The organism is Streptomyces sp. NPDC002133, assembly GCF_040296405.1.
Taxonomy (GTDB): domain Bacteria; phylum Actinomycetota; class Actinomycetes; order Streptomycetales; family Streptomycetaceae; genus Streptomyces.
The window spans coordinates 41,272-63,201 of sequence record NZ_JBEOXF010000048.1; the positions used below are offsets into that span (position 1 = coordinate 41,272).

The 21,930-nt window shown below is 68.1% G+C and carries 21 protein-coding genes and 2 pseudogenes; 13 read left to right on the forward strand and 10 right to left on the reverse strand.

From position 1 onward, the window contains the following. Positions 1-7: 7 nt before the first annotated feature. Positions 8-874, forward strand: a complete 867-nt coding sequence (locus tag ABT078_RS31860; RefSeq protein ID WP_351233877.1) for an alpha/beta hydrolase — start codon at positions 8-10, stop codon at positions 872-874. Beyond that, positions 871-3,033, forward strand: a complete 2,163-nt coding sequence (locus tag ABT078_RS31865) for an AAA family ATPase (RefSeq protein WP_351233879.1) — start codon at positions 871-873, stop codon at positions 3,031-3,033. Before ABT078_RS31860 ends, ABT078_RS31865 begins: the two co-directional genes overlap by 4 nt. A 407-nt stretch (positions 3,034-3,440) precedes the next feature. Here the strand turns inward: ABT078_RS31865 and ABT078_RS31870 are convergent, their stop codons facing one another. The 5 genes from ABT078_RS31870 to ABT078_RS31890 all read right to left on the reverse strand — a co-directional run bounded on the left by ABT078_RS31870 (position 3,441) and on the right by ABT078_RS31890 (position 8,168). Beyond that, a complete protein-coding gene (locus tag ABT078_RS31870) occupies positions 3,441-3,773 on the reverse strand; it encodes a hypothetical protein (RefSeq protein WP_351233881.1) in 333 nt (110 codons plus the stop codon). Beyond that, the gene (locus ABT078_RS31875) at positions 3,770-4,306 is read right to left on the reverse strand and encodes a DUF6232 family protein (protein ID WP_351233883.1); all 537 of its coding nucleotides are present in this window, start codon (positions 4,304-4,306) and stop codon (positions 3,770-3,772) included. Before ABT078_RS31875 ends, ABT078_RS31870 begins: the two co-directional genes overlap by 4 nt. 1,068 nt (positions 4,307-5,374) lie before the next feature. Then, positions 5,375-6,382, reverse strand: coding sequence for an IS110 family RNA-guided transposase (locus ABT078_RS31880; RefSeq protein ID WP_351233885.1), 1,008 nt, complete (start codon positions 6,380-6,382; stop codon positions 5,375-5,377). A 230-nt stretch (positions 6,383-6,612) separates the two neighbouring features. After that, positions 6,613-7,596 carry an ATP-dependent DNA ligase gene (locus tag ABT078_RS31885; RefSeq protein ID WP_351233887.1) on the reverse strand — a complete coding sequence of 328 codons (984 nt, stop codon included), beginning with the start codon at positions 7,594-7,596 and terminating at the stop codon, positions 6,613-6,615. A gap of 5 nt (positions 7,597-7,601) precedes the next feature. Further along, complete coding sequence (locus ABT078_RS31890; RefSeq protein ID WP_351233889.1) at positions 7,602-8,168, reverse strand: ATP-dependent DNA ligase; 567 nt, start codon at positions 8,166-8,168, stop codon at positions 7,602-7,604. A 65-nt stretch (positions 8,169-8,233) separates the two neighbouring features. Here ABT078_RS31890 and ABT078_RS31895 point away from each other — a divergent pair, with 65 nt between their 5' ends. The 3 genes from ABT078_RS31895 to ABT078_RS31905 all read left to right on the forward strand — a co-directional run bounded on the left by ABT078_RS31895 (position 8,234) and on the right by ABT078_RS31905 (position 9,684). Then, the gene (locus ABT078_RS31895) at positions 8,234-9,133 is read left to right on the forward strand and encodes a hypothetical protein (protein WP_351233891.1); all 900 of its coding nucleotides are present in this window, start codon (positions 8,234-8,236) and stop codon (positions 9,131-9,133) included. An 84-nt stretch (positions 9,134-9,217) separates the two neighbouring features. Further along, a complete protein-coding gene (locus tag ABT078_RS31900) occupies positions 9,218-9,433 on the forward strand; it encodes a hypothetical protein (protein WP_351233894.1) in 216 nt (71 codons plus the stop codon). Beyond that, on the forward strand, positions 9,433-9,684 hold the full coding sequence (locus ABT078_RS31905; RefSeq protein WP_351233896.1) for a hypothetical protein: 252 nt from the start codon (positions 9,433-9,435) through the stop codon (positions 9,682-9,684). Before ABT078_RS31900 ends, ABT078_RS31905 begins: the two co-directional genes overlap by 1 nt. A gap of 89 nt (positions 9,685-9,773) precedes the next feature. Here ABT078_RS31905 and ABT078_RS31910 read toward each other — a convergent pair whose 3' ends face one another. Both ABT078_RS31910 and ABT078_RS31915 read right to left on the reverse strand, forming a co-directional pair. Then, positions 9,774-10,127 (reverse strand): DUF8825 domain-containing protein, encoded by a 354-nt coding sequence (locus tag ABT078_RS31910; protein WP_351233898.1) that lies wholly within the window; start codon positions 10,125-10,127, stop codon positions 9,774-9,776. 159 nt (positions 10,128-10,286) lie between these two features. Then, positions 10,287-10,817 carry a hypothetical protein gene (locus tag ABT078_RS31915; RefSeq protein WP_351233900.1) on the reverse strand — a complete coding sequence of 177 codons (531 nt, stop codon included), beginning with the start codon at positions 10,815-10,817 and terminating at the stop codon, positions 10,287-10,289. 421 nt (positions 10,818-11,238) lie between these two features. Between ABT078_RS31915 and ABT078_RS31920 the strand changes: the two genes are divergently transcribed. The 3 genes from ABT078_RS31920 to ABT078_RS31930 are packed head-to-tail and all read left to right on the forward strand — an operon-like array spanning position 11,239 to position 13,231. Continuing rightward, positions 11,239-11,691: a hypothetical protein gene (locus ABT078_RS31920; RefSeq protein ID WP_351233905.1), complete on the forward strand. Its 453-nt coding sequence runs from the start codon at positions 11,239-11,241 to the stop codon at positions 11,689-11,691. Between the two features lie 56 nt (positions 11,692-11,747). Beyond that, complete coding sequence (locus tag ABT078_RS31925; RefSeq protein WP_351233907.1) at positions 11,748-12,800, forward strand: DUF6292 family protein; 1,053 nt, start codon at positions 11,748-11,750, stop codon at positions 12,798-12,800. A gap of 32 nt (positions 12,801-12,832) precedes the next feature. Next, positions 12,833-13,231 (forward strand): hypothetical protein, encoded by a 399-nt coding sequence (locus tag ABT078_RS31930; protein WP_351233909.1) that lies wholly within the window; start codon positions 12,833-12,835, stop codon positions 13,229-13,231. Between the two features lie 24 nt (positions 13,232-13,255). Here the strand turns inward: ABT078_RS31930 and ABT078_RS31935 are convergent, their stop codons facing one another. Both ABT078_RS31935 and ABT078_RS31940 read right to left on the reverse strand, forming a co-directional pair. Further along, positions 13,256-14,215, reverse strand: coding sequence for a DNA polymerase Y family protein (locus ABT078_RS31935; RefSeq protein WP_351233911.1), 960 nt, complete (start codon positions 14,213-14,215; stop codon positions 13,256-13,258). A gap of 38 nt (positions 14,216-14,253) precedes the next feature. After that, positions 14,254-14,511: a hypothetical protein gene (locus ABT078_RS31940; RefSeq protein WP_351233913.1), complete on the reverse strand. Its 258-nt coding sequence runs from the start codon at positions 14,509-14,511 to the stop codon at positions 14,254-14,256. Between the two features lie 248 nt (positions 14,512-14,759). Between ABT078_RS31940 and ABT078_RS31945 the strand changes: the two genes are divergently transcribed. The 5 genes and pseudogenes from ABT078_RS31945 to ABT078_RS42920 form a co-directional block, all read left to right on the forward strand. Beyond that, positions 14,760-15,257, forward strand: coding sequence for a helix-turn-helix domain-containing protein (locus tag ABT078_RS31945; RefSeq protein ID WP_351233916.1), 498 nt, complete (start codon positions 14,760-14,762; stop codon positions 15,255-15,257). Next, positions 15,191-15,781 carry an IS630 family transposase gene (locus tag ABT078_RS31950; RefSeq protein WP_351233926.1) on the forward strand — a complete coding sequence of 197 codons (591 nt, stop codon included), beginning with the start codon at positions 15,191-15,193 and terminating at the stop codon, positions 15,779-15,781. The genes ABT078_RS31945 and ABT078_RS31950 overlap by 67 nt, the downstream gene beginning before the upstream one ends. A gap of 135 nt (positions 15,782-15,916) precedes the next feature. Next, positions 15,917-18,823 carry a metallopeptidase domain-containing protein gene (locus ABT078_RS31955; protein WP_351233918.1) on the forward strand — a complete coding sequence of 969 codons (2,907 nt, stop codon included), beginning with the start codon at positions 15,917-15,919 and terminating at the stop codon, positions 18,821-18,823. A gap of 28 nt (positions 18,824-18,851) precedes the next feature. Then, entirely contained in the window at positions 18,852-20,036 is a 1,185-nt protein-coding gene (locus tag ABT078_RS31960) for a hypothetical protein (protein ID WP_351233920.1), read from the forward strand. Positions 20,037-21,495: 1,459 nt separating this feature from the next. Beyond that, positions 21,496-21,708: pseudogene (locus ABT078_RS42920) on the forward strand (IS110 family transposase); the annotation flags it as partial. Between the two features lie 51 nt (positions 21,709-21,759). On the opposite strand, the pseudogene ABT078_RS31970 reads toward ABT078_RS42920, so the two are convergent. Further along, positions 21,760-21,930, reverse strand: a pseudogene (locus ABT078_RS31970) (IS701 family transposase); the annotation flags it as partial.

Consider the following 21,930-nt stretch of genomic DNA (forward strand, 5'->3'; position numbering starts at 1 on the left):
GTGTGTGATGGCGTTGATCGTCGGGGTGCACGGGATTGCTCAGCAACAGTTGGGCCGGCATCAGCTTGCTGGTGCATGGGGGCCGTCGCTGGCGGACGGGGTGGAAGCGGCCTTGTCCGGTGAGCGTGTGGCTGAGGTGCCGTTCGATCTGGCCTACTACGGGCGCCTGTTCCTAGAGGCCACCGGCTCGTCGACAACCGGCAGCAAGGCCGGTACAAGCGAGGACGAACTGGCCGGCATTTCCCTGGACGAGGTGGACGAACTGGTCGCGGCGGCGAAGGAAGCGGCCGGGGCCGAGGCTCTGCAAACGGGTCAGGAGCAGGCAGCCAAGGGGTATACGCGGGTGCCACATGGGTTACAGGTGGTATTCCGTGCGTTGGATTGGCGGTACGGCCCGGGGGCAGCGCTGCTGTTCGCGGGGGCGTTTCGGCAGGTGCGGCGCTACCTGCGCGACGCGGGGTTGAAGGCCGCCATCGACGCGGTTGTTGATGAGGCGGTAACGGAGCGGTGCCGGGTGCTGATTGGGCATTCGCTGGGGTCGGTGGTGGCCTTCGAGTTCGTCCGCCGCAACCCGGCGCGCCGACTGGACCTGCTGCTGACGGTGGGCTCGCCGCTGGGGGCCCGGTTCGTGCGGGCGCTGATGCCCGACCCGAACCATGGCGCGGAGGGACTGCCGCAGGGAGTGGAGGCGTGGGTGAACGTGCGTGATCCACGCGATCCGGTGGCTTTCGCTGGCGACCTGTCCCGCCGCTGGGCCCAGGTGCGGGACGTGACCGTGGACAACGGGGGCGACGCGCACTCCGCCTCCCGGTACCTGGGTAAGCGGCAGACCGGCGCGGCACTGCTGGCGGCGCTTCCGGAGCTGGCGAGGTGAGCACCGCGCACCCGCAGGATGGGGACATCCTGCGGCGGCATTTCGTCGCCATTGTCACCTCCCAGTACGACGACCCGAGCTACAAGCCCTTGGCTGTCGGGGCCGAACTGCAGTCGATGCGGGACTGGCTGTGCTCCCCAGGGCTGGGCGCGCGGGTGTTCACGCCCGCGTACCCGGAGCTGGCGGACAATCCCAGCAAGCGCGCCGTTCGCGATGCGCTTGAGGATCCCCCGGACGAGCGGCGGTGGCGCGAATCGGACGCCGCGGTGGTCTTCGTCACCGGACACGGCGTCACCGCGGATGGGGCGCACTGGACGGTCCTGCAGGCCACCGAATCCGACCGTGTGCCCTCCACCGCGATCCGCACGGCGGATCTGATCAGCTGGCTGAAGGACACCCGCATCCAGCACCTGTTCTTGATCCTGGACCAGTGCTTCGCCGGCCGGACCATCGCCGAGGCGGCCGCGTTCGACCAAGACCTGCCAGGCACCTGGCTGGTGCTGCCCAGCGCCACCAAGAACCAGGAGGCGGTGACGGGCGCTCTGACCGGCGCGGTGACCGCGTTCCTGGCCGACCTGCACGCCCGAGAAGGCGCCTCCTACGCCGGCCCGAAGATCCGACTCCTGGATGTGCGGGACTTCCTGGACGGCGTGCAGAGCAAACTCGGTGAAGGACAGCGGCTGATCCCGCTGCCGGGCAGCCAGCACTCCGGGCCCCACCCGTGCCTGCCCAATCCCCACTACCGCACGCAGGACATCACCACCGTCCAGACACAGCGCAGTGACCTGGCCCTTCCCCAACGAGACGTGGACGCCCACTGGGACCCCCGCTCCCGCGGTGTGACCCTGACAGGCGATGCCAGCTGGCTGTTCACCGGCCGCCAGCAGCTGATGACAGCCCTGATCGCCGCAGCTGGCGGACCGGCGGGGGCAACAGTGGTCACCGGCGGTGCGGGCACGGGTAAGTCCGCCGCGCTGGCGAGGCTGGTGACCTTCAGCGACCCCGACTTCCGCGCCCGCTACGCCACCCGCATCAACAACGTACCCGCAGACCTGCAGCCGCCCGAGGGTGCGGTGGACGTGGCCGTGCTCGCCACGGGCAAGACCGCCCACGAGATCATCGGCCAGCTGTGCACCGCACTCACGGTCCCCTCTCCGGCCACCGCGAACGACACCCCCTCGCTCGATGAATGGATCACTGCCTGGCAGCAGTGGGTGGCCACCTGCCCCGCGCCGGTGACCGTGGTCGTCGACGCCCTGGACGAGGCAGACGCCCCCCTGACCGTCCTCACCGGCGTCCTGGCCCGCCTCGACCCCAACCATCAGCACGTACGGCTGATAGTCGGTGTCCGCTCACCCGGCGGCGACGACAACACGCCGCCCGACGCCCGCCCGAGATGGGGCACGCCCTTGGCCGACCAGGCCGAACGCGGGCTGACCGCTCACCGCATCCGCGTTGATGAGGCCCCTTGGTGGCACGAAGGCGACCTCGCCCACTACGCGGCCAGCATCCTTACCACCACACCCAACACCCCCTACACCCACCGCCAGACCGCCACCGCCGTCTCACAAGCGCTGGCCGATCACGCCGGCACCTCCTTCCTCATCACCCGCATCGCCGCCACCAACCTCGCCGCCCGACCCACACCAGTCGACCCCAGCGACCCCGCCTGGCTGGCCACCATCGACGACGGCATCCTCGGAGTCTTCCGCACCGACCTTCACACCCACCGCCCCGACCCCGAAGACCGTCTCAAAGCAGTCCACCTCCTACGCGCCGTCGCCTTCGCCCGCGGCCGCGGCATCCCCTGGCGGCGCATCTGGCCCGCCATCGCCAACGCCGTCGCCGACGACCCCGACCGCACCTACGGCGACACCGACATCGCCGACCTCCTCGCCTCACCCCTCGGCGGCTACCTCACCACCGACACCGCCGATGGCACCACCGTCTACCGCCTCTTCCACGACGCCCTGCGCACCACCCTGCGCGACCACTGGCACACCCTCCTTCACACCCCGGCACTGGCCGCAACTTCCCCGACCTCTACGCCAGGCTCATCGCCCAGGAAGGCTACGACCGCGCCGCCGAGCTCTGGGGCAAGGCCTGCCACGCCTACGACTACCTCCACCACGGACTCGACGACGACCGGTAGCAGCTGACGGAGCGGAGCCTCGCCGGAACGTCGTGCTCTGGTGATCGTCCACCGGCTGCTGCATCTGCAGACCTTCGGGTCGCCTTGTCTGCTGACTCTTCATAGCGTGAAGGCGTCTCGCCTGACAGGACGCGAGATCACGCAAGGAGCGGGCCCGTGCCACTTCGCACGTCCACGGGCCCGCTTTTGCGCTCTGGAGGCACAGCTGATCCGGTCGCGAGCCGAAGTGGATATTGTGGCCCGGCGGGGTTCACCATCCGGTGTCCGCTTCACAAGCCCCGCCATCGCGCCCCGGGATCGCCGCTCTGGCCCGGGGCGCGTACGCATCTGCCAGGGACCCCGCTACGCTCCGCGGGTACGTCGTTGGGGCCCACGTCGAGCGTGGCCAGCGAACTGGGCGCGTCGAGGGCCGCTCTATGGACCCAGCAGCCCAAGGACCCTGTCGACCGCATCGACGACCGTCGTCCCCAGGGCTCCAAGGCTCTGGGCGATGCCGGCGACGGCGATCAGGGCGCCGCGCCGATCCTCCGGGGGGCTCGCCTGCGAGGAGATCACGGGCAAGGAGTTGTCGATGACCTGCGCGGCTGCGGGCGTGACCCCCTGATCGCGCAGTTTCTTCAGGAGGCGTGACAGTTCCCCGATCGCTTCGAGGAGAGCCGGGGGCGCCGATTGCGCCCCGCCGGAGTGCAGGTGCTGGATCCCGATGTTGTGGGTCCCGCCGTTCATGTTGACGGTGTCACCGCTCACTTCTTCTGCACCCCCACGTTGCCCATACCGCCGTACATGTTGACCTTGTCGCCGTAGTCGTAGTTATTGCGGTTGAAATTGATGGTTTCCACCCTCGCGCGCAGTTCCTTCTCCGGGTTCTCAACGGCCTCCACGATGTCAGCGACGAGCTGGCGAAGGCGTTCGCGGTCGGGGAGCGTCACCCATGCGCTTGCCTCGCCGCACGTCTCGATGACAAGCGCATACTGGCTCGGCGACGTCAGTACCTTCAGGAACCATGCGAACAGAACGATCACCAGACCGATGCCGACGACTCGCAGCTCGGGGACCGGACCGGCCGCCAGGTACGCGATAAGGCTCCCGATCACGAAATACCCGAACGCCCGCCAGCGTCTGGGCTTGAACTCGGCGGTCCTCACCCGCGCAAGGTTGTGCAGCGGATAGGCAGCCTCCCCGACCCACAGCATCCGCTTGCCGACGTGCAGATCGACGCTTCTCCCTTCGGGCGGCGCCGCCGGCAGCGGCGGCGTCGGCGAGAATTCCTTCGCTTCCATAAGTCCCCCGTACGCCATGCGGCTCGATGGCCGCGCAAGACTATTAGGCCTCACCAACTTGCCTTGTGGATAGGGTTAGTTGGCGGGCAACGAAATCGCTCGGAACTCACGCCCTCATCAGCTTTCCGTTCTCATCCAGTTCCGCGTCCCTGGGTTCGTCGTCGACCTTGGTGCGCAGCCTCTCGTCCTCGACATCCACGTTGGGCAGGCGCGGTCCAGCCGCTACATGTGTCTCTGAATAGATGCCCGGCCTGCGTTCCGCGTAATTCGGAGCTCATAGAGTCACGGCACGCCTACTGGCCTGCAGCTTCTCCTCTTCGGGCACTGCAGGCCGTTTCTCTAGGGCTTGACGTTCTCGCAGGTCAGAGCAGGTCCTGGATCCGACCACCATCGGACTGCCGGGCGGCGCCTGGCCGATCAAGCCGGGAGCCACGATAGAGGGGTCGTGCCTCACCCGGCGCAAGACTTGTCAACTTGCCCCTGATGATTCCGATTTGGGCGATCATGTTTCGCTGCATTGTTGGAGCCTTGACGCACATCGTCACCCCTTCTGACCTGGCCGTTTCTCTATGCCTAGAGAAACGCCTCTGCAGGCCCCTCGGGGGCGTCCCCGCACCCATGAGGGCCGGGCCTGTCAAGGGGTGTGGGCGGGCCGCGCCTGCGGCTTTTCGGGTGGATGCCGAGGCGTTTTCCTTGTGGATCTTCCGCGTCTCTGCCCTGGGGCCGCCGCGTGGGAGGGGTCCAGTTGGAGCGCCCGGAACCCCGCGAGGAACGAGCGGGGCGAGGACGAACGAGCTGGAGGCCGACGAGCGGCGGTCGAAATTGGGGGACGAGGAAGCGTCACGGCTGTTTACAGGTGCGGTCGTTGAGATCCCCGGTACGCGCTGGTCGGCGGAGTGGTCTCGCAAGCACCTATTCGGCGTCTGGCCGCCAGGGCCGGCGCCATGACCGTGGTACGGGGATCCGGGCTGCTCAGTCAGGTCATCGAGCGCGGCCATCGGGCCGTCTCATGCGGAGAGGCGAGCTCACCCGGGGTCTGCGACCGCCGGTGGCGGTTGTCGGATGCCGTCATCGGGCCCCCTGGCGGTCTTGCCGGTCATGGACGGCGCGCAGCAGGTGGTAGGCGCGGGTCAGCAGGCGCCGGGCGATGGCGGTGGTGGCGATTTTCTTGCCGCGGCGGTGGGCGAGGCACTGGTAGGCGGCGGAGAATTCTGGGGACCGCTTCGCGGTCTGGGCCGCCTCGCACAAGATCCATCGCAGCCAGTCCGAGCCCTGTTTGGAGATGTGCCCGTGCCGGACGGTCAGGTCCGAGCCGCGGACGGTGGGCGTCAGGCCGGCCCAGGCGCCGAGCTTGCGTGCGGAGGGGAAGCGTGTGATGTCACCGGTCTCGGCCACGATGATCAGCGCGGTGAGCGTGCCCACCCCGGGCAATTGGGTGAGTGCCTTGACGCGCGGATCGCCCCGCGCCTGGGCGAGCAACTGCCGGTCCAGCGCGTCGATCGGTTCCTTGAGGGCGTCGATCAGACCGAGGAGGTCCTCGACCACGTGGCGTGAGGCGTCCGGTAGGTCCAGCCCCTCGAGCCAGGCCCGGCCAGGGGCGGTGAAGTAGCCTCCGGGGCGGTCACAGCCGTGGTCCGCCAGGACGGCGTGGACGCGGTTGCGTAGCAGGGTGCGCAGGCGCACCAGCTGGCAGCGGTGCCGCAGCAGGGCCCGTTGCTGTCGCACGTCCAGCGGGGCGATCCAGGCCTCCGGCAGGAGGTCGGCGCGCAGCAGCTGGGCCAGGGTGGCCGCGTCGACCTTGTCGTTCTTCAGCCGTGCGGAGGCGATGGCCTTGCACCGCAGCGGGTGCACCAGGTGGGGCTCGAAGCCGTAGTCCTCCAGCAGCTCCACCAGCCAGCCCCAGCCGTAGGCGGCCTCGAACGCCACCGGTGCCCCGATCGGCAGATCTCCGATCACTCCCAGCACCGTTCCGATGCCGTTCGGCACATTCCGGTTGACCTGCACCGCTCCGTCGTGATCCACCACGGCGATCTGCGACCGCTTGCGATGCACGTCGATGCCGACGTAGACAGACATGGAGGGCCTCCCTTCTGAGCTCGTATGCACCCGGAACCAGAATCCACCGGGCTGAGCAGGGAAGGGGGCCCGGCCCTCATAGGGTCAGGTCAGGGCGCCTATCGTTGCTCTAGGCGCGGCGAATTACGCGGAACGCAGGCCCGGCGGGCCAATCCCTGAAGCTGATGTTCCGCCCAGGCGGGGGCTTGATGTGGCGGTCCGAACCGTCGCCCGTGCGTCGGGGGACCCCGCTACGACCCGTGGGCAGGGACGTCGTTGGGGCCCATGTCGATGCGGAGCCGGTGGAGGCGTACGGGGTGGCGCCAGCGGCCCCGATCGACGGCTGTGTCGCCGTGGAACTCGGCAACCAGCTGGGGCGCGACAGGGATGAAGGCAAGCGGTTCCCGGCTTCCCCAGTGAGCAGAGAACGTGACGTCGCGCCACGGATGGTCGAGGGCTGCGGCCTGGAGCAGGCCGCCACCGAGTTCGGCACGTAGCCGCGGCGACAGAGGTGTACTGCGAGCGACCAACATGAAGCGACCTGCAGAGGTGTAGCGGCCGAGCAGGACCGTCTCGGGATGCGCGAGGTTGCCGGTGACCGCGCCCACGATCGCTTCCGCGGTCGTACGCGTGCGGTACTTCAGCCAGCCGCGCCGCCCCGGCTCGTAGCGTTGATCGAGGCCTTTGACGACGAGACCTTCAACCCCCACGGCGGCCCACTCGGTCAGCCACCCCTCGGCGAGTGTGCGGTCGGTCGTCGATGGAGTGAGGGCCCACGGCGCGCGCATGTCGTGGCCCTGGAACAGTGACTCCAGGGCGGAGCGCCGTTCCCGGTACGCCCAGGTGAGCATCTCGGTGCCGGCGTGCTGTAGCAGGTCGAAGGCGACCAGGTGCGCGGGCTGCTCGGTCGCCAGCCGGGCCACGTTCCGGGGGCGGCGGCCCATGCGCTGCTGCAGCGCGCCGAAGTCGAGCCGGCCGCCCGAGTAGATGACGGCCTCGCCGTCGATGACGACGTTCTCGTCCAGTGCGGCGGCCGCCGCGGCGATCTCCGGGAATGCGCCGGTGAGGTCACCGCCAGTGCGGGACTGAAGGAAGGCGTCGGCGCCGGCGAAGACCAGCAGCCGGAACCCGTCGTACTTCGGCTCGAAGGCAAGGCCCCCAGGCAGGGCGCCGGGTCCCGGAAGCTGCCGCACGGGCTTGGCCAGCATGGGCTCCAGCGGATGGGCAAGACTCATAGAAGTTACGTACCCGGCGAAACGGAGCAGACTCGTCCTTGTCGGACGGATGGGTGCGGAGAGCTGTGGATCTGGAAAGCATCGCGCACGAGCTGTACGGGCTGTGGCCGCAGGACTTCATGCATGTCGTGCCCTTGGAACAGCGACTCGAGTGCTGCCCGCCGCTCTTGGTACGTCCAGTCGAGCATCTCGGCGTCGGCGTGCTGCAGCAGGTCGAAGGCGACCAGGTGCGCGGGCTGTTCGCTCGCCAGCCGGGCCACGTTCCGGGGGCGGCGACCCATGCGCTGCTGCAGCGCGCCGAAGTCGAGTCGGCCGCCCGAGTAGATGACGGCCTCGCCGTCGATGACGACGTTCTCGTCCAGTGCGGCGGCCGCCGCGGCGATCTCCGGGAATGCGCCGGTGAGGTCACCGCCGCTGCGGGACTGAAGGAAGGCGTCGGCGCCGGCGAAGACCAGGAGCCGGAACCCGTCGTACTTCGGCTCGAAGGCAAGGCCCCCAGGAAGGGCGCCGGGTCCCGGCAGTTGCGGCACGGGCTTGGCCAGCATGGGCTCCAGCGGATGGGCAAGACTCATAGAAGTTACGTACCCGGCGAAACGGAGCAGACTCGTCCTTGTCGGACGGATGGGTGCCGGGAGCTGTGGATCTGGAAAGCGTCGCGCACGAGCTGTACGGGCTGTGGCCGCAGGACTTCATGGATGCCCGCACCGAGTACGCGGCCGCCGCCGGCAAGGCGAAAGACCGCGCATTGGCAGCCCAGATCAAGGCACTTCGACGCCCGACACTCGCGGCCTGGGCCAGCAACCTTCTCGTCCGCGCCCAGCCTGACCAAGTGGCGCGCCTGCTCAAGCTCGGCGAAGGCCTACGCGAGGCGCACGAACAACTCGACCCCGATCAGCTGCGTGAGCTGAGCAGGCAGCAGCACCAGCTGATCGGCGAGCTCGCACGGCAGGCCCGAAGGCTCACCGCCGAAGCCAGCCACCCCGTCACCGAGACTGTGCAACGCGAGGTCGAAGCCACCCTGCACGCGGTCCTGGCCGACCCGCAGGCCGCACGGGAGTGGGCCTCCGGCCGACTCGCCAAAGGACTGACTCCTCCCGTCGGCTTCACCGCCGCCGCAGTGGCCCGCGCGGCACCCGAACCCGTTCCCACACAACAGCCGACACCCGAGCCGGCCGCCGCAGAGCGTCCACGGCCAAGCGCCAAGGAGCAGCGGCGCGAGGAGGAGCGGCGCAGGAAGCTTGCCCAGGCCCGACGGGACGCGGAGAGGGCGGAGCAGCTGGCCCGGGAACGCGAGGAGGAACTTCGGCAAGCGGAAGCCCAGCGTGACCGGGCCGAGGCCGAGATGCGGGAGGCGGACCAGCGGACGGTCACCCTGGCAAAGGAGCTGACTGCGGCGCAGGAACGGCAGGCCGCGGCCCGCGGGGACGTCGAGGCAGCGCGGCGCCGGGCAGCGGAGGCAGACCGCGCTGCTGGCAACGCCCGGCGCGACGCCAAGACTGCCCAATCCCGAGCCGAGCGCCTGCAATCGAATCAGTGACCTGGCCCTCCGGCGGGTGGCAGCGCACCTGGCATCTGGCTGACGGAACGCGCAGGCGGCGCTACCGTGGATGTGGAACCGTCCATGGAGGACCAGATGCGCATCGTCTTCGACCCGGCCGAACGAGAGGCCCTGCAAGCCGACGCGCGCCAGCGTGCCCACGACGACCCCCGAGTCGCTTACGTCCTCGAGCGCCTCGCAGCCGAAGGTATTGACCTCGAGGCATGCAAGGACTGGGAAGACCTGCGCCTCGAAGCCGGTCTCCCGCCCCGCGACGAGCCCACCCCGCACGTCGCCTGATGGGCGGCAAGCACGCCCCCCGCCGCGCACGGATCGTCCTCTACGACGTCGCCCAGGAGCAGGTCGAACACATGACCCTCCCCGAGCGGGCGCGTCTCGACGCCGCCCTCGTCGCCATCTCGCTCGATCCGCACATCGGCACCGTGTCGAAGAACGCCTCGTACCGCGAATACGCCCGCGACGGCGTCCGCTGCCTGTACGTGCCGACTGCCCTGGGCACCCTCGTCCTCGTCGCCTACGTCGAGGCCTAACCCCCGGTCCAAACCAGGGGGTCCCGTCCATGCGTCGCGCGCCGGAATCAACCTTGCCCGGCAGGAGTAGGGGCCGGTCCGACCTTCAGCTACACCGTGGCGGGAGACCGGACGGCGTCGGGGTGGTGCTTGAGTGCCATGCGGGCCTCCATCCGCTTCTCGGCTTCAACGCTGTCCCAGTGCGGATGCGTCGACACCTCGAGTGACAGCTCCCGCAGGAGCGCGCGCAGACGCAGTACCTCGGTCTTCTGCGTGGCGGTGTAGCCGGGACTGTCTTCACGGCCGCCCGTCACGGCCCCGGTGTGGGGGTTCTCTTCGCCAGGCCAGCCCTTGGCCGGCTCAACCGACCAGGGGAGAGAGCGGCACAGAGCCTCGTACTCGGCCCGGGCCTGGTGCAGGCGGAACTGGGCGTCGATCAGGTCGGGAGGGAAGTTGTCGGCCACGGCCTGAATAATACGCCCGTTCGAATTCGTGGGCGTGGAGCGACCCGCGCGCAGATCCTCGCGCTGAGACATGGCGCGCTAATTGGCCCGCTTAGCGTCCATTTGACCCGGACTGCGCGTCGCGATTTGCCCGCACGGTACGTGGGCGCCGGGGGAGAGTCAGAGTGCCAGGCGCGTGCGGGCAACCCGCACGAACTCGTCGATGGCATCCCACATGTGCTGGGTCTTCTCCTGGGCCTCGGGATAGTTGCCGTGATCTTCTCCCAGGTGCGGAATCCCTCGAGCTGCTTCCAGGACCCTCGCAGCGGCCTCCCGTAGCTCGTGGCTGCCCTCAAGTTCCAGGACCAGGCCGGCGGACTGTGTCCGCATCCCACGATTGAAGTAGTTCCGGCGGATCTGCTCCGGGTCTCGATCGAAGCCCTGCTGATCGAACATGACCAGCGCGTGGTACCGGCGTATGGCATGGACGTGTAAGCGGGACGCCTCCACGAACTCGATACATGCGTCCCGCAATACCTGCCGTCTCCACTGCTCGCGCGTGGCGTCGGCCTGCCAGCCCGCCTGTTGGATCATCGCCCGTGCCTGCATCTTCATTCCGCTACGTCCGAGCCATGCGGCGGTAATCGCCGCGCCGCCGCCGAGGACGGCACCGATCGCGGCGCCGAGCAGCGCCGCCCACCCTTGGTCCATGGCTGCCCATCCCTTCAGGTGTGGCGGTCAAGAGCAGGCTAGGACGCCCGTGGCGTGCCGTTGCGGGAACTGAGCGTTCATCCTGGCGAACCAGGTCAAGTGGCGCGCTCAGTCACGCACGCGCGTGCCGGGACGCGACCGCGGTCGCCGTGCGCGACCGTGCTGCAACCGGCCCCGCGGCGAAGGAACGCAAACGGCCGGCGCCCAATCCGCCGAAGCGGGTGGCAAGGGCGCCGGCCAACCGAAAACACACACTCCGCGGGAGAACCCGAGAGGCGCATCTCGTTATCGAGTGTATCCGCACGGCGCGGCGCCCGGTACGAGCTCCCTTGCCGTGGTGACGTAAAAGGGTTATTGTTGTCTTGCTGGAGTGTGGTGGCAGCGCACCAGCACCGAAGACCCTCTCGCAAGGAGCACCCCTATGCCCGTTTACCTCACCCGGCACGACGCCGGCCATCCCGTCCGCGAGCTCGAGGCACCCACCGCCCCGGACGCCGCGCACCACGCCGCCACCAGCGGCGCCCACCTCGCATGGCCCACCAGCGCCGCGGCCGCGACCGCCGAACTCGCCGACCTCGCCCGCAACGTGGCCGACGCCGGCGTCACCGTGCAATGGCGCCCCGACGGTCTCGTCCTGCCGGACCTCGCCTCAAGCTCGGAAGACACCGCCGGCATCCGCGTGCGTACCACGAGCCGCGCCCCGCATGCCCTTTATGTGATCACTGCCGCCGACCTGGTCCCGCTCACTCACGCCGCCGGCATCCTCGCCTACCTCCAGCCCTTGATCGACGCCGCCGCCCGCGGATGCGAGGGATGCGGCGCCGACCCCGGCGAGCCGTGCCTGCCGAAATGTACGGACCCCTCAACCGTCTAACGCCCACTCCGGGCGGGGCGCCGACACCGGTGCCCCGCCCGCCCCGTGATGGAGAGATGAAGAAGATGATTCGCGCCGGACGCATCAAGTACGCACAGACCATGGCCGACCTGGCCGCCCAGCTCGGCATGCCGCTGGGCACCTTCCGCAACAAGAAGCCGCACACCCAGGAAGGGCACCCCGCCCCGATCAGCTCGCCCACCTCGAGGGCGCTGCTGTGGGACAGCGAGCAGACCAAGGCGTTCCACGCCAGCCAGCCCGTCCCGGCGCTGCCGGACGTCGACGACGACGAGGACCTGCTGGACCGTCACGAGGCCGCGGCCGAGCTGGGTGTGTCGCCGGCGAGCTGGAACAAGTACAAGAGCGACCCGAAGCTGACCGAGCACGTCGTCCTCGTCCCCGAACAGGACGGCACGGAGCACTGGCCCCGCCGTGTGGTGCGCGAGTTCAAGGCGTCCAGGCCCGGCCGCGGCGCCGGCGGTGGCCGCCGCCTCGGCAGCGGCGACATGATCCCGCGCGACGAGATCCTGCCGCGAATCGCCGAACTCCTCGACAACAACCCGGCGATCACCCTCACCGAGGTCGCCGACACCCTGGGCATCGCCAAGTTCCCCACCGCCCAGGCCGGCCTGGCCCAGGTGCGCGGCCGGCGCATCGCCGACCAGGTCGAAGCCGACCCCGACCTCACCCCGCTGCAGGCCGCGGAACACCTCGGATACCCCACCGTCACCCACCGCGGCGCCGTGGCGATCGCCGAGGCCGAACTGCGCGCCCGCCAGGCACGCCCGTACGTGCAGCAGGTGGCCGACGCCCTCGCCGAGGCCGGCGTCGCCGAGCCGGTCCAGGTCGAGGTCCGCCGGCTCGCCGATGAGCACCTGGCGGCCGCGGTTCCGCTCGCCACCGAGCAGGATGTGCCGGCCCTGGTGTGGGACGAGCGGTACGGCTGGCGCACCGCAACCAGCCGGCGCCACCCCATCGGCAGGGACGCCGGCACCGCGCCGGAGGGCGAGGGCATTCGCTACCTCGGCCACAGCGTCAGGCCGAAGCCGGCCGAGGTCCTCGAGGCGCTCGCGGACCGCCGCAAGGGCTCCAAGCGCCCCAAGGTCTGACAGCCGCCGACCCGAATCCTCTGGAGTGCTTGATGCGAACTGTGACCCTCGTCGGCGGACCGATGGACGGCCGCACGCGCACGGTGACACCGTTCGACCTCAACGTCGTCGCCGTCGAGCGTGCGACCGCTGAGACGGAAACACACCACAGCTGGTCGCCCGAACTCCCAAGCGGCGACCGCTGGGTATACCGCGGCGCCCGTACCCACGACGCCGGTGCCTCCCAGAACGGCTGCGCCGGCGACCGATGCAACTGCTCGCAACGTCCCAGCATCCTCGGACTGATGATCGACCTGGGGCACACCCCGGTTCCCACGCGCCGCGACCCGGAGACGGACGAGGTCACCCACTGGCGGTGCACGAACTGCGACCGGGACGGCTACGGCACGGCAACGCCAGGAGGCACCGCCACGCTCCACCCCTGCCGCTGACCTGCCCACGGTCGGAGAAGGTAGTCAGTGCCGTCGCGGGGCGGCCAGTGCAGCGGGCTTGACGACGTCGTCTCCAAAGCGTGCACGGGCACGGTCGGCGGCGGCTTCGATCCGCCGGGCCTTGTCGTCACTCGGGTCGAACGTGAGCTGCCGTACGACACGCTCGGCCGGCAGAAGGCCATCGGCGCGCAGCGCGATGGCGCGGACGCGGGCCCGCTGCAGGCCGAGCGCGTCGTAGAGGCCGTACGCGGTGGCGGTGAGGGCTGGGGAATGGTCGGTCGGCTCGGCGAGGGTACGGCTGCGACTGCTGGTGGTCCTGTCTGCGTAGCGGACGGACAGCGTCAGGGACTGGCAGATCTGGCCCTCGCCGCGCAGCCGGCCGCCGAGCTGCCCCGCCAGCCCAAGAAGAGCGCGCCGGTGGGAGGCGGGGTCGAGTTCGTCGCGGGCGAAGCGGTACTCGGCAGCGGTGGAACGGGGGGCTGCCTGTGGGATGACAGGGCGGTCGTCGATGCCGTGTGCGCGGGCGTGGAGCATGCGGCCGGCCTGGGCGCCGAGGATGCGCTGCACGGTCAGGGATGGTGCGTCGGCGAGATCGCCGATGGTGGTCAGGCCGTAGCGGGAGAGCTTCTTCGCGGTGGCCGGTCCCACCCCGTACAGGGCGCTGACCGGCTGGGGGCGTAGGAACGCGGCGACCTCGTACGCGTCGGGTCCGATGACGGTGGTGGTTCCCGGCGGTGTGGTGGCGGCCGCCATGGCGGCGAGCATGCGGCTGCCGGCCGCGGCCGCCGTCGTCTGGACGCCGTACAGGGCGAGAGTGCGCAACCGCACCAGCTGCGCCAGGCCGTACGGGTCCTTGCCGAAGAATTTCAGCGCGCCGGTGATGTCGAGATCGACGGCATCGGGCGGCAGCGCCATCACGCGCGGCGTGATGCCCTGCAGCAGGGTGAGCAGCTGCTCGTACAACTCCGCGCTCGCAGTCGGCAAGTGGAAATGGACGCGCAAGATCGTTCGTGGCGGCGTGCTCACCCAGGGCTCCCGGGGCTGGTGTAGCCGAGCTTGGAGACGTCGGCGGCTCGGGTGCCGGCAGGCTGCAGGTTCGCCCACGGGTGCAGCGCGGCACCGGTGGACTGGGGAAGGGTCCGCTGCGGGGAATCCGGCTGGGCGGGGGTGGGCTTGAGCGCGTCCTCGTTGAGCATGCGCAGGACGGCATCTGGTCCGTGGTCGCGACGCGCGGTGGCGAGGGTGTCCAGGTCCCAGGCCATCGAGCCGACGATCGTCACCCGCCCCCGAGCTACCCCGCCACCAGCATCTATACCCACCGAAAGCGGAATCCAGCACTAGGGCCTGTGTGATGTCGTGATCGTTCTTGGCGTTTAGGGTCTGCGGGGAAGGCGGATCCGGTAGGAACGAAGACGCCCGCATCACCAGATCCCGCGGCGCTTTGCGCGCCCGCGCCAACCGCCGCACCACGGCTTCCTCACCCGCATCACGACTTGACCGTGCCCGTAACACCATCCTCGACGCCCAGATGGTGGAGCTGAGCTGGCAGGGCATGCGTGTGCCAGCGATCGCGGTCGGGCTGGCCTGTGGTGAGAAGACGGTCCGTCGGTGGCTGCACCGCTTCAACCGGGCAGGTCTGGAGGGCTTGGACGATCTGGGAGGCCAGGGTCGCAAGCGGCGGATCACCGAGGCCGAGCGCTCGAGAATCATCGGCCTGGTCAAGCGGCCACCGCCGGGGCGGCTGACCGTGCAGGCCGACGGTGAACTCGTCGCGGAAGATGCGGCGGGGCCGCCGGAATGGACCCTGGATGCGCTGGCCGAACAGGCCCGCGCGATGGGGATCGAGGTAGGCCGCTCCCAGGTGCGCAGGATCCTGCTGGCCGATGGCGTGCGCTGGCGCCGCACCCGCTCCTGGACGCGCTCAAAGGACCAGGACTTCGAGGGAAAAGGACGCGGATCATCGAGCTCTACACCTGCCCGCCCGACGGCGCGACGGTCGTCTGCGCCGACGAACTCGGACCGGTGATCCCGCGCACCTTCCCACCGGCGCCGGGCTGGTCGCCGGACGGACATCGCATCAAGAACGAGATCGACTACAGCCGCGGACCGGAGAAGACCTGGGTGTACGGCGGCCTGCGGATAGCCGACGGGCAAGAGATCACGATGACCGCGTCGTCACGGAACAGCGCCTACTACCAGCAGTTCCTGCAGAAACTCGAGGACGCCAATCCCACCGGTGACATCTACGTAGTCACCGACAATCTGTCCTCCCACAACAGCATCTCCACCCGAACCTGGCTGGAGAGCCACCCCCGCATCCGGCACGTGTTCATCCCGGTCGGCGCCTGCTGGCTGAACCTGCAGGAAGGCTGGTGGCGCATCTTCCGCAAAGCCGCCCTGGCCGGGCAGTCCTTCGCCGGACCAGACGAAATCGACCAAGCCACACGACTCGCAACATCCCAGCTCAACGCCCGTGCCCGCCCCTGGATTTGGGGCAGATCCGCACCACCCACCAGACGACCACGCCGCCGCTATGTGTACCGCCTTTGAGGAATCCAGCACTAGGGCGCCTCCGGAGAACCGACCGGTACGTTGCGGACTTCCGCGATCGGCGCACACTGGAATTGGAGCCGACGCCAAACCTGCCGGTGCCCCCTCCGAACAACTCACCAGGGGGATTCTGACATGGCTGATCTACGTTTGGCCGTGGTGCCGATGCTGGCACCGACGGCGCCGCGCCTTACGCACCTCACCCGATCGTTCATCGAGCTGGGGTTCCGGTCCGTAAAGGACTTCTACATCAAACAGTCGGGTGACCGGGCGAAGTGGAGCTACCAGGTGTTCGACTGGTACCGGATGCCCATTTCGCAGGAAGAGTTCCAGAAGCTCGGTGCCGGACTGGGCGACAGAGCACTGCCGCTGCTGGCGCGGGACATCCATCTGGATGCGTCCCAGTTCACGAATTTCGTCTTTATCCTGGACCATGAAGGGGTGGGGCCGTCCGCCGCGTGGATGGGGAACGGTGACAGGTATCTGCACTTCGGCGCTCCGTCCTTCAGCCCAAGTATCCTCGCCCACGAGATTGGGCACAGGTTCGGTCTCGGTCACTCGAACTCGAACTTCTTCCCAAAGCCACCCGTCGAATACGGCGACCCATTTTGCATCATGGGGCCATCCGGCGACTACGCATACGCCGAGCGGACGCTCAGCTTCAGGGCGGACTTCGGCGATCCGGACTGGTTCCTGTGCACGCAGTGCGGGGTGACCTTCCGCGGCAGGTCCTCGGACGTAAGCGTATGTCCGGGCGCACCGCCCGGCATGGTTGGTCATTCAGCAGACCTGGCCACGAATTACAATCCGCGGCACGAGCCGCCGACTCCGGCTTCTGATGAAGAGTGGTCCTGGCACCTGTGCGGAAAGTGCTGCGCACTTTTCCATCAGAGCACCCAGGGCACTGGCCAGTGCCCTGCGGGGGGAATTCACCAGACTTCCGCTGACGGAACACCGTCTCTCATATTGCGGTACGACAGTCCGCCGATCGCAGTCGAGAAAGGAAACTGGCGGCAGTGCTCCAAGTGCCGCTCCTTGTACCTGACCGAGGCTGCGCACAGCATTTGCACCGTTCCGGTTCCCGCCACCGGACACCAGCCGACAGTGGGGGGACATGCGTACGTGCTGCCCTTCGACGGCACTCACAACCAGTCCGGTCCCGGTCTCAGCGCGCCGAAGCTGGAGATGGCGGAGTGGCTCGACCCAAGGGTGCACGGAATTGACATCGGGGCACCACTGCGCAATCGCCCGGGCTCGGCGGAGGTCGAACTGACCTGGCTGCGGGGCGCACCGCTTGCGGGCTCCGTACAAGGGTCGCTCTACGCGTTCGCCGACGACCTGGCTGCCGACCGCGTCTACTTCGAGTACCGCAGCGCGTTCGCCGACGACGCCGGACTGCCTCAGTCGTCACCCGGCAGATCGGGCTGGGTGCTCGTTCATGTGAAGCTGCCGGGGGCGCGCTCGCAGTTGCTCGCCAAATGCGCGGCGGTGCCAGGAGCAGGGGCGTACGTGCACTTCGCCGACCTGAACGTGAGGGTGACCGCAGCACTGCCGTTGTCCAACCGCGTCACGCTGAACGTGACCAGCCTGGCCCGCAAGGGCTGGCCACCCCCGAAGCTGGTGTCACAGACGACCTTGCACGAACTCAGCGAGGTGCGGCCAGCGATCGTCTCGGGCACTTCGTACGTCGCGCTCGCATGGACCGGCACGGACGATCAGCTCAACGCGGCCGTCTCGACTGACGGCGGCCGTACGTTCGCACCCAAAATGCATCCGGTCCAGCAATCGGCCGATCCCCCGGCTCTCGCCGGCGCCGACCTGTACATCGCCTGGGCAGGAAGCGATGACCGTCTCAACGTTGGTGAGCTCTTCGGGGTGTTCGCGATGGGCCAGCCCGCGACGCTCGACGAGACGAGTGACTTCGGTCCGGCGATCACCCGTGACCGGCACGGAACGCTCTTCCTGGCGTGGACCGGGGAGGACAAGGCGCTGAACGTGATCATGTCCACGGATGACGGGTGGACCTGGACGGACAAGCGCACGTTTGACCGCACATCGGACGACCGTCCGGCACTCGCCGCCGACCCGTGCATGGACCGGATGTTTCTGGCCTGGCGGTCGGGCGAGGACCTCTACGCCTCGGAACTCATGCTGACGGTGAACAGTGCCATTCCAGAGGGGAATCCCGGCCGGTGCACCCTCGACACCTACAGCCCGCTGGGCGAGCTGTACACGACCCATGAACTGAGCCACCACGCTCCCTCCCTCACGGTGCATGGCCACCGGTTCTACCTCGGCTGGACGGGGACCGATGAGACCCTCAACGTCGCCGGACCGATGTTCGGTCCAGCGCCGCCGGTCAAGCGGGTCCTTGACCCGGAGCGTTCGGAGGACGGCATCGACCTCACATCGCACGGGGACACGATTCTCGTCGGCTGGACGGGAACCGACGAGACGCTGAACGTGGGGATCTTGGACATGGTCCCTGGGGGCCGCTTCCTGGACGACTTCCGCACGGGCGTGACGCACATGGTGGTCCCGCCCAGAGCGACCGGTGCAACGTCCAAAGCCGGATCGATGATCGGCGGATCACGCCGGGTCAGCGCGCGGAACATGCACTCCACTGCAAACGTCGAGGTCGACCTCTGGGCTATGTTCGACAGAGGGCTGGAAGTGCAATTGACGTCTAATCACAGCGCCACGCTGACCATCGTCTACGGCCCGGCGGACGGTGCGGTCGGGCCGGCCCTGGGACTCGACCTCACACAGGGCGGCGCAGATCGCCTCCGAATCAACATCTCCCAGTTCAGTGGCGCCGGAGTCAACGTCAACGCATGGCTGCTCACCAAAGGCAAGATCTCGGCCGCCACGGTCCTGACCGGCGTGCCCGGGCCCGTGGACTTCCCCTTCACCAGATTCAGCGTAGACCAGCTGACGAATGTGGACCGGCTGGTGTTCGTGTTCGACGTGTTCCGAAGCACCGGGAGCTCCCCTGCTTTGGTGATCGACAGCATCGAAACCCGTGGCCCGGCAGACGCGTGAACCACGGAGCAGAACAAGGGAAGAACCGATGGCCGACATCACGATCGACACCAGCGCGCTGAGCTCCACGAAGTTCAAAATACCTCAGCTGGGTCCGGAAAAACTGGAAGGCGCCCCGCCGTCAACGATTTCACTCGTGCCTGGAACCTACTCCTTTCAGCAACCCGATTTGAGCGGAACCAGTTTCTCGTTCACCGTAACCGAAGACGGCCTGGTGACTTACGGACCGGATAACGACACGTTCCTACAAGGCAAGGGAACGCCGGACCTGACCGTCCGAGGCTTGCCGGTCACCATCCAAACGGGCGCCCTCTCCGAAGATCTGAAGCTGCGCATGGTTGGCACCCCCGTCCTCACCAGAGGGCTGCACCACCTGACGCTCGTCCCTGGCCGCTACGGGTTCTTCCTCTCCTACGGAGTGACCGCTCTCGAATTCCGTCTGGACAGCAGCGGGCAAGTCACGCTGCCACCCGAGCACACCGGTTACGCAACAGCTACGGGCACGACCCTTGAAATCCGCGGCTACACCATAACTCTGGACTTTCGTCAGCTGTCGCACGACTTGCGGCCGGATCTGCTCGGTAACAGCGCAATCCTTAAGCGCGCTACTACGCATCAGCTCACACTCGTGCCCGGCCAGTACAGGTTTTTCCTCTCTGTCGGGGCCGCGGACCTGTGGTACCGCCTGGCGCCCGACGGGAAGGTCACAGTGCTGCCCGAGCACACCGGTTACGCAACAGCTACGGGCACGACCCTTGAAATCCGCGGCTACACCATAACTCTGGACTTTCGTCAGCTGTCGCACGACTTGCGGCCGGATCTGCTCGGTAACAGCGCAATCCTTAAGCGCGCTACTACGCATCAGCTCACACTCGTGCCCGGCCAGTACAGGTTTTTCCTCTCTGTCGGGGCCGCGGACCTGTGGTACCGCCTGGCGCCCGACGGGAAGGTCACAGTGCTGCCCGAGCACACCGGTTACGCAACAGCTACGGGCACGACCCTTGAAATCCGCGGCTACACCATAAGCCTCGATTTCCACGGTCAGTTCCACGACCTTACCCCGGACCTCTTGGGCCAGAATCTGACGTTCCCGTACGCGCAAGTGCACCAACTCACCTTGGCGCCGGGAATGTTCATTCTGCGATCGAGGCGTGATTCACTATGCGACATATTTGTCGCCGTGCGTCCCGACGGGAGCCTCTATCCCGCCTAACACCCCCTCTCGGGAGGCGATTTAAAGGGGGCGTATCGAGTCTGTTGATCTCAAACGGACCAGCCGGTGATCACGACTCGATACGCACCCTAGTCCGCTGTCACGGACTCACATCCGTCAAAGTTCGTCCTCAAGGTTCGCGCCTCAGGACAGCAGGGCAGGCAAGCCGCGCTCCGAGGGCTTGCCCATCCCGCCGCATTCCAGGCTTGCTCACCCCGTGACCTGTACCAACGGCAGCCTGGGTACATGCACCGGTACGAGGCGCATCGATGGCAGGCGCAGTGGACCCGGCAGATCGTGACCGGCTGCAGCGACCTGGCCGACACCCTGCACGAAGTCCATGCTCCACCGGCTGACGCCGCGACTTCCTCGCTGACGCTCCCGACTGGCTCGGCCCGGACCGCACCGCCAGCCGGACAGTCCGAATCAACGGCGCAGCACGTTGACACGGTCGCCGCCGAGGATCGGGGCGCTCTCGCATCCGGCCGGCACGGCGAGGTACGGGCCGACCCACTTCCGCGACTTGCCCTCCGGGCGCTCGCGGTCCGGTAGGTCCGGCGGTGCGGGCGTACGAACCAGCTGCTGCGCGAGGAAGAACGGATTCTTCTCACCGCGAGCAGACCCTGACCTACGAACTGACCGTGGCCGAGAGAAGTGCGGCGACCCACGCTGGCCGGCCTTTGCCTGTCGGTGCGGCTTCGACGCCTGTCGGCCCGTCCAGTGGAATCGAAGCCCTTGAACCGGAGCTAAGCCGTGGGGCGCTACACCGGCCGCGCGCAGCACGCCCGGCGGCACCCGAGGAGCGGCGTCAACCCCAGCGACCGGCCGACCTCCCCGGCCGCTTTGGTGACTTGGACGGCTCGTGACGACTGGACAAGCGTGCTGCGGCGCACCTCGGATGAGGGTTGCACCCACAGTTGCCTGCAGAGTTGTCTGCAGAGGGGGGCCCAAAGTTGCACCGGAGGTACTACCGGAGGTGTGAACCCTCATTTCGTGATCTTGAGCGTCTTGCCTGGTCAGCCCTTGCGGGCAAGCCCTACTCGCACGACGACACCTCTAATTCGTTAGTAATTAGAGGTTCTGGATCTCTGATGGGCCCGGGGTGGCGTTGTCCAGCCGAGGGCAGGACGTGTGTGGTCCGGTCGGTGCCGTGGTGACCCCTACGACACCTCCGACCGTGCGAGGTCTTTGTAAAGACTGGTGGCGCTGGGCGCCGGCCGGTCCTCGCACGTTCTGCCCCCGCGGGCCCGTCTGGTTCGGGATCCTCGTTGGATGAGCTGCCGCACGGTGACGCGTTTCTCCTCACGAGCTCCGAGCTCTGGACACGGCGTGCGCCCGTGCGGTCTGGCGGTGCCGCGCACGGCTGATGAGGTGGCGGGCCTTGGAGTCCTGGAATTAGTGCGCCGTGCGGCCCCGCGTGCTCGTCCTCGAGAACGGCACCGGAGAAGGGACGGGATCCATGGATGTGCTCTGCGGGATCGACTGGGCGGAGGGACACCACGACGTCGCGCTCGTCGATGACACCGGCAAGCTGCTGGCCAAGTGCCGGATCAACGACGATCTGGACGGCTACCGGCTGCTGCTGGATCTTCTGGCCGAGCACGGCGACACCGCAGAGACGCCGATCCCGGTGGCCATCGAGACCAGTCGCGGCCTGCTGGTCGCCACGCTGAGGCAGGGTCCCCGGAAGATCTACGCGGTCAACCCGATGGCTGCCTCCCGCTACCGCGAGGGTGATGTGCCGGTACCAGCCGACGTAGCGGCGGACCTCGTACTCGTCCAGGCCACACTCGTTCTTTGCCGCCTGGAAACACTCCTCGATCGCCCACCGGGCACCGGCCACTCGCACCAGCTCGTCCACGCGGACATCCAGGGGTGCATAGGCGAGGTAGTA

Bases quoted from the DNA above. Each gene is read 5' to 3' on its own strand.
- ABT078_RS31860 (WP_351233877.1), top strand. From the start codon at position 8: ATGGCGTTGATCGTCGGGGTGCACGGGATTGCTCAGCAACAGTTGGGC.
- ABT078_RS31875 (WP_351233883.1), bottom strand. From the start codon at position 4,306: ATGGAAGCGAAGGAATTCTCGCCGACGCCGCCGCTGCCGGCGGCGCCG.
- ABT078_RS31880 (WP_351233885.1), bottom strand. From the start codon at position 6,382: ATGTCTGTCTACGTCGGCATCGACGTGCATCGCAAGCGGTCGCAGATC.
- ABT078_RS31885 (WP_351233887.1), bottom strand. From the start codon at position 7,596: ATGAGTCTTGCCCATCCGCTGGAGCCCATGCTGGCCAAGCCCGTGCGG.
- ABT078_RS31890 (WP_351233889.1), bottom strand. From the start codon at position 8,168: ATGAGTCTTGCCCATCCGCTGGAGCCCATGCTGGCCAAGCCCGTGCCG.
- ABT078_RS31900 (WP_351233894.1), top strand. From the start codon at position 9,218: ATGGAGGACCAGATGCGCATCGTCTTCGACCCGGCCGAACGAGAGGCC.
- ABT078_RS31905 (WP_351233896.1), top strand. From the start codon at position 9,433: ATGGGCGGCAAGCACGCCCCCCGCCGCGCACGGATCGTCCTCTACGAC.
- ABT078_RS31915 (WP_351233900.1), bottom strand. From the start codon at position 10,817: ATGGACCAAGGGTGGGCGGCGCTGCTCGGCGCCGCGATCGGTGCCGTC.
- ABT078_RS31920 (WP_351233905.1), top strand. From the start codon at position 11,239: ATGCCCGTTTACCTCACCCGGCACGACGCCGGCCATCCCGTCCGCGAG.
- ABT078_RS31925 (WP_351233907.1), top strand. From the start codon at position 11,748: ATGAAGAAGATGATTCGCGCCGGACGCATCAAGTACGCACAGACCATG.
- ABT078_RS31930 (WP_351233909.1), top strand. From the start codon at position 12,833: ATGCGAACTGTGACCCTCGTCGGCGGACCGATGGACGGCCGCACGCGC.
- ABT078_RS31945 (WP_351233916.1), top strand. From the start codon at position 14,760: ATGGTGGAGCTGAGCTGGCAGGGCATGCGTGTGCCAGCGATCGCGGTC.
- ABT078_RS31955 (WP_351233918.1), top strand. From the start codon at position 15,917: ATGGCTGATCTACGTTTGGCCGTGGTGCCGATGCTGGCACCGACGGCG.
- ABT078_RS31960 (WP_351233920.1), top strand. From the start codon at position 18,852: ATGGCCGACATCACGATCGACACCAGCGCGCTGAGCTCCACGAAGTTC.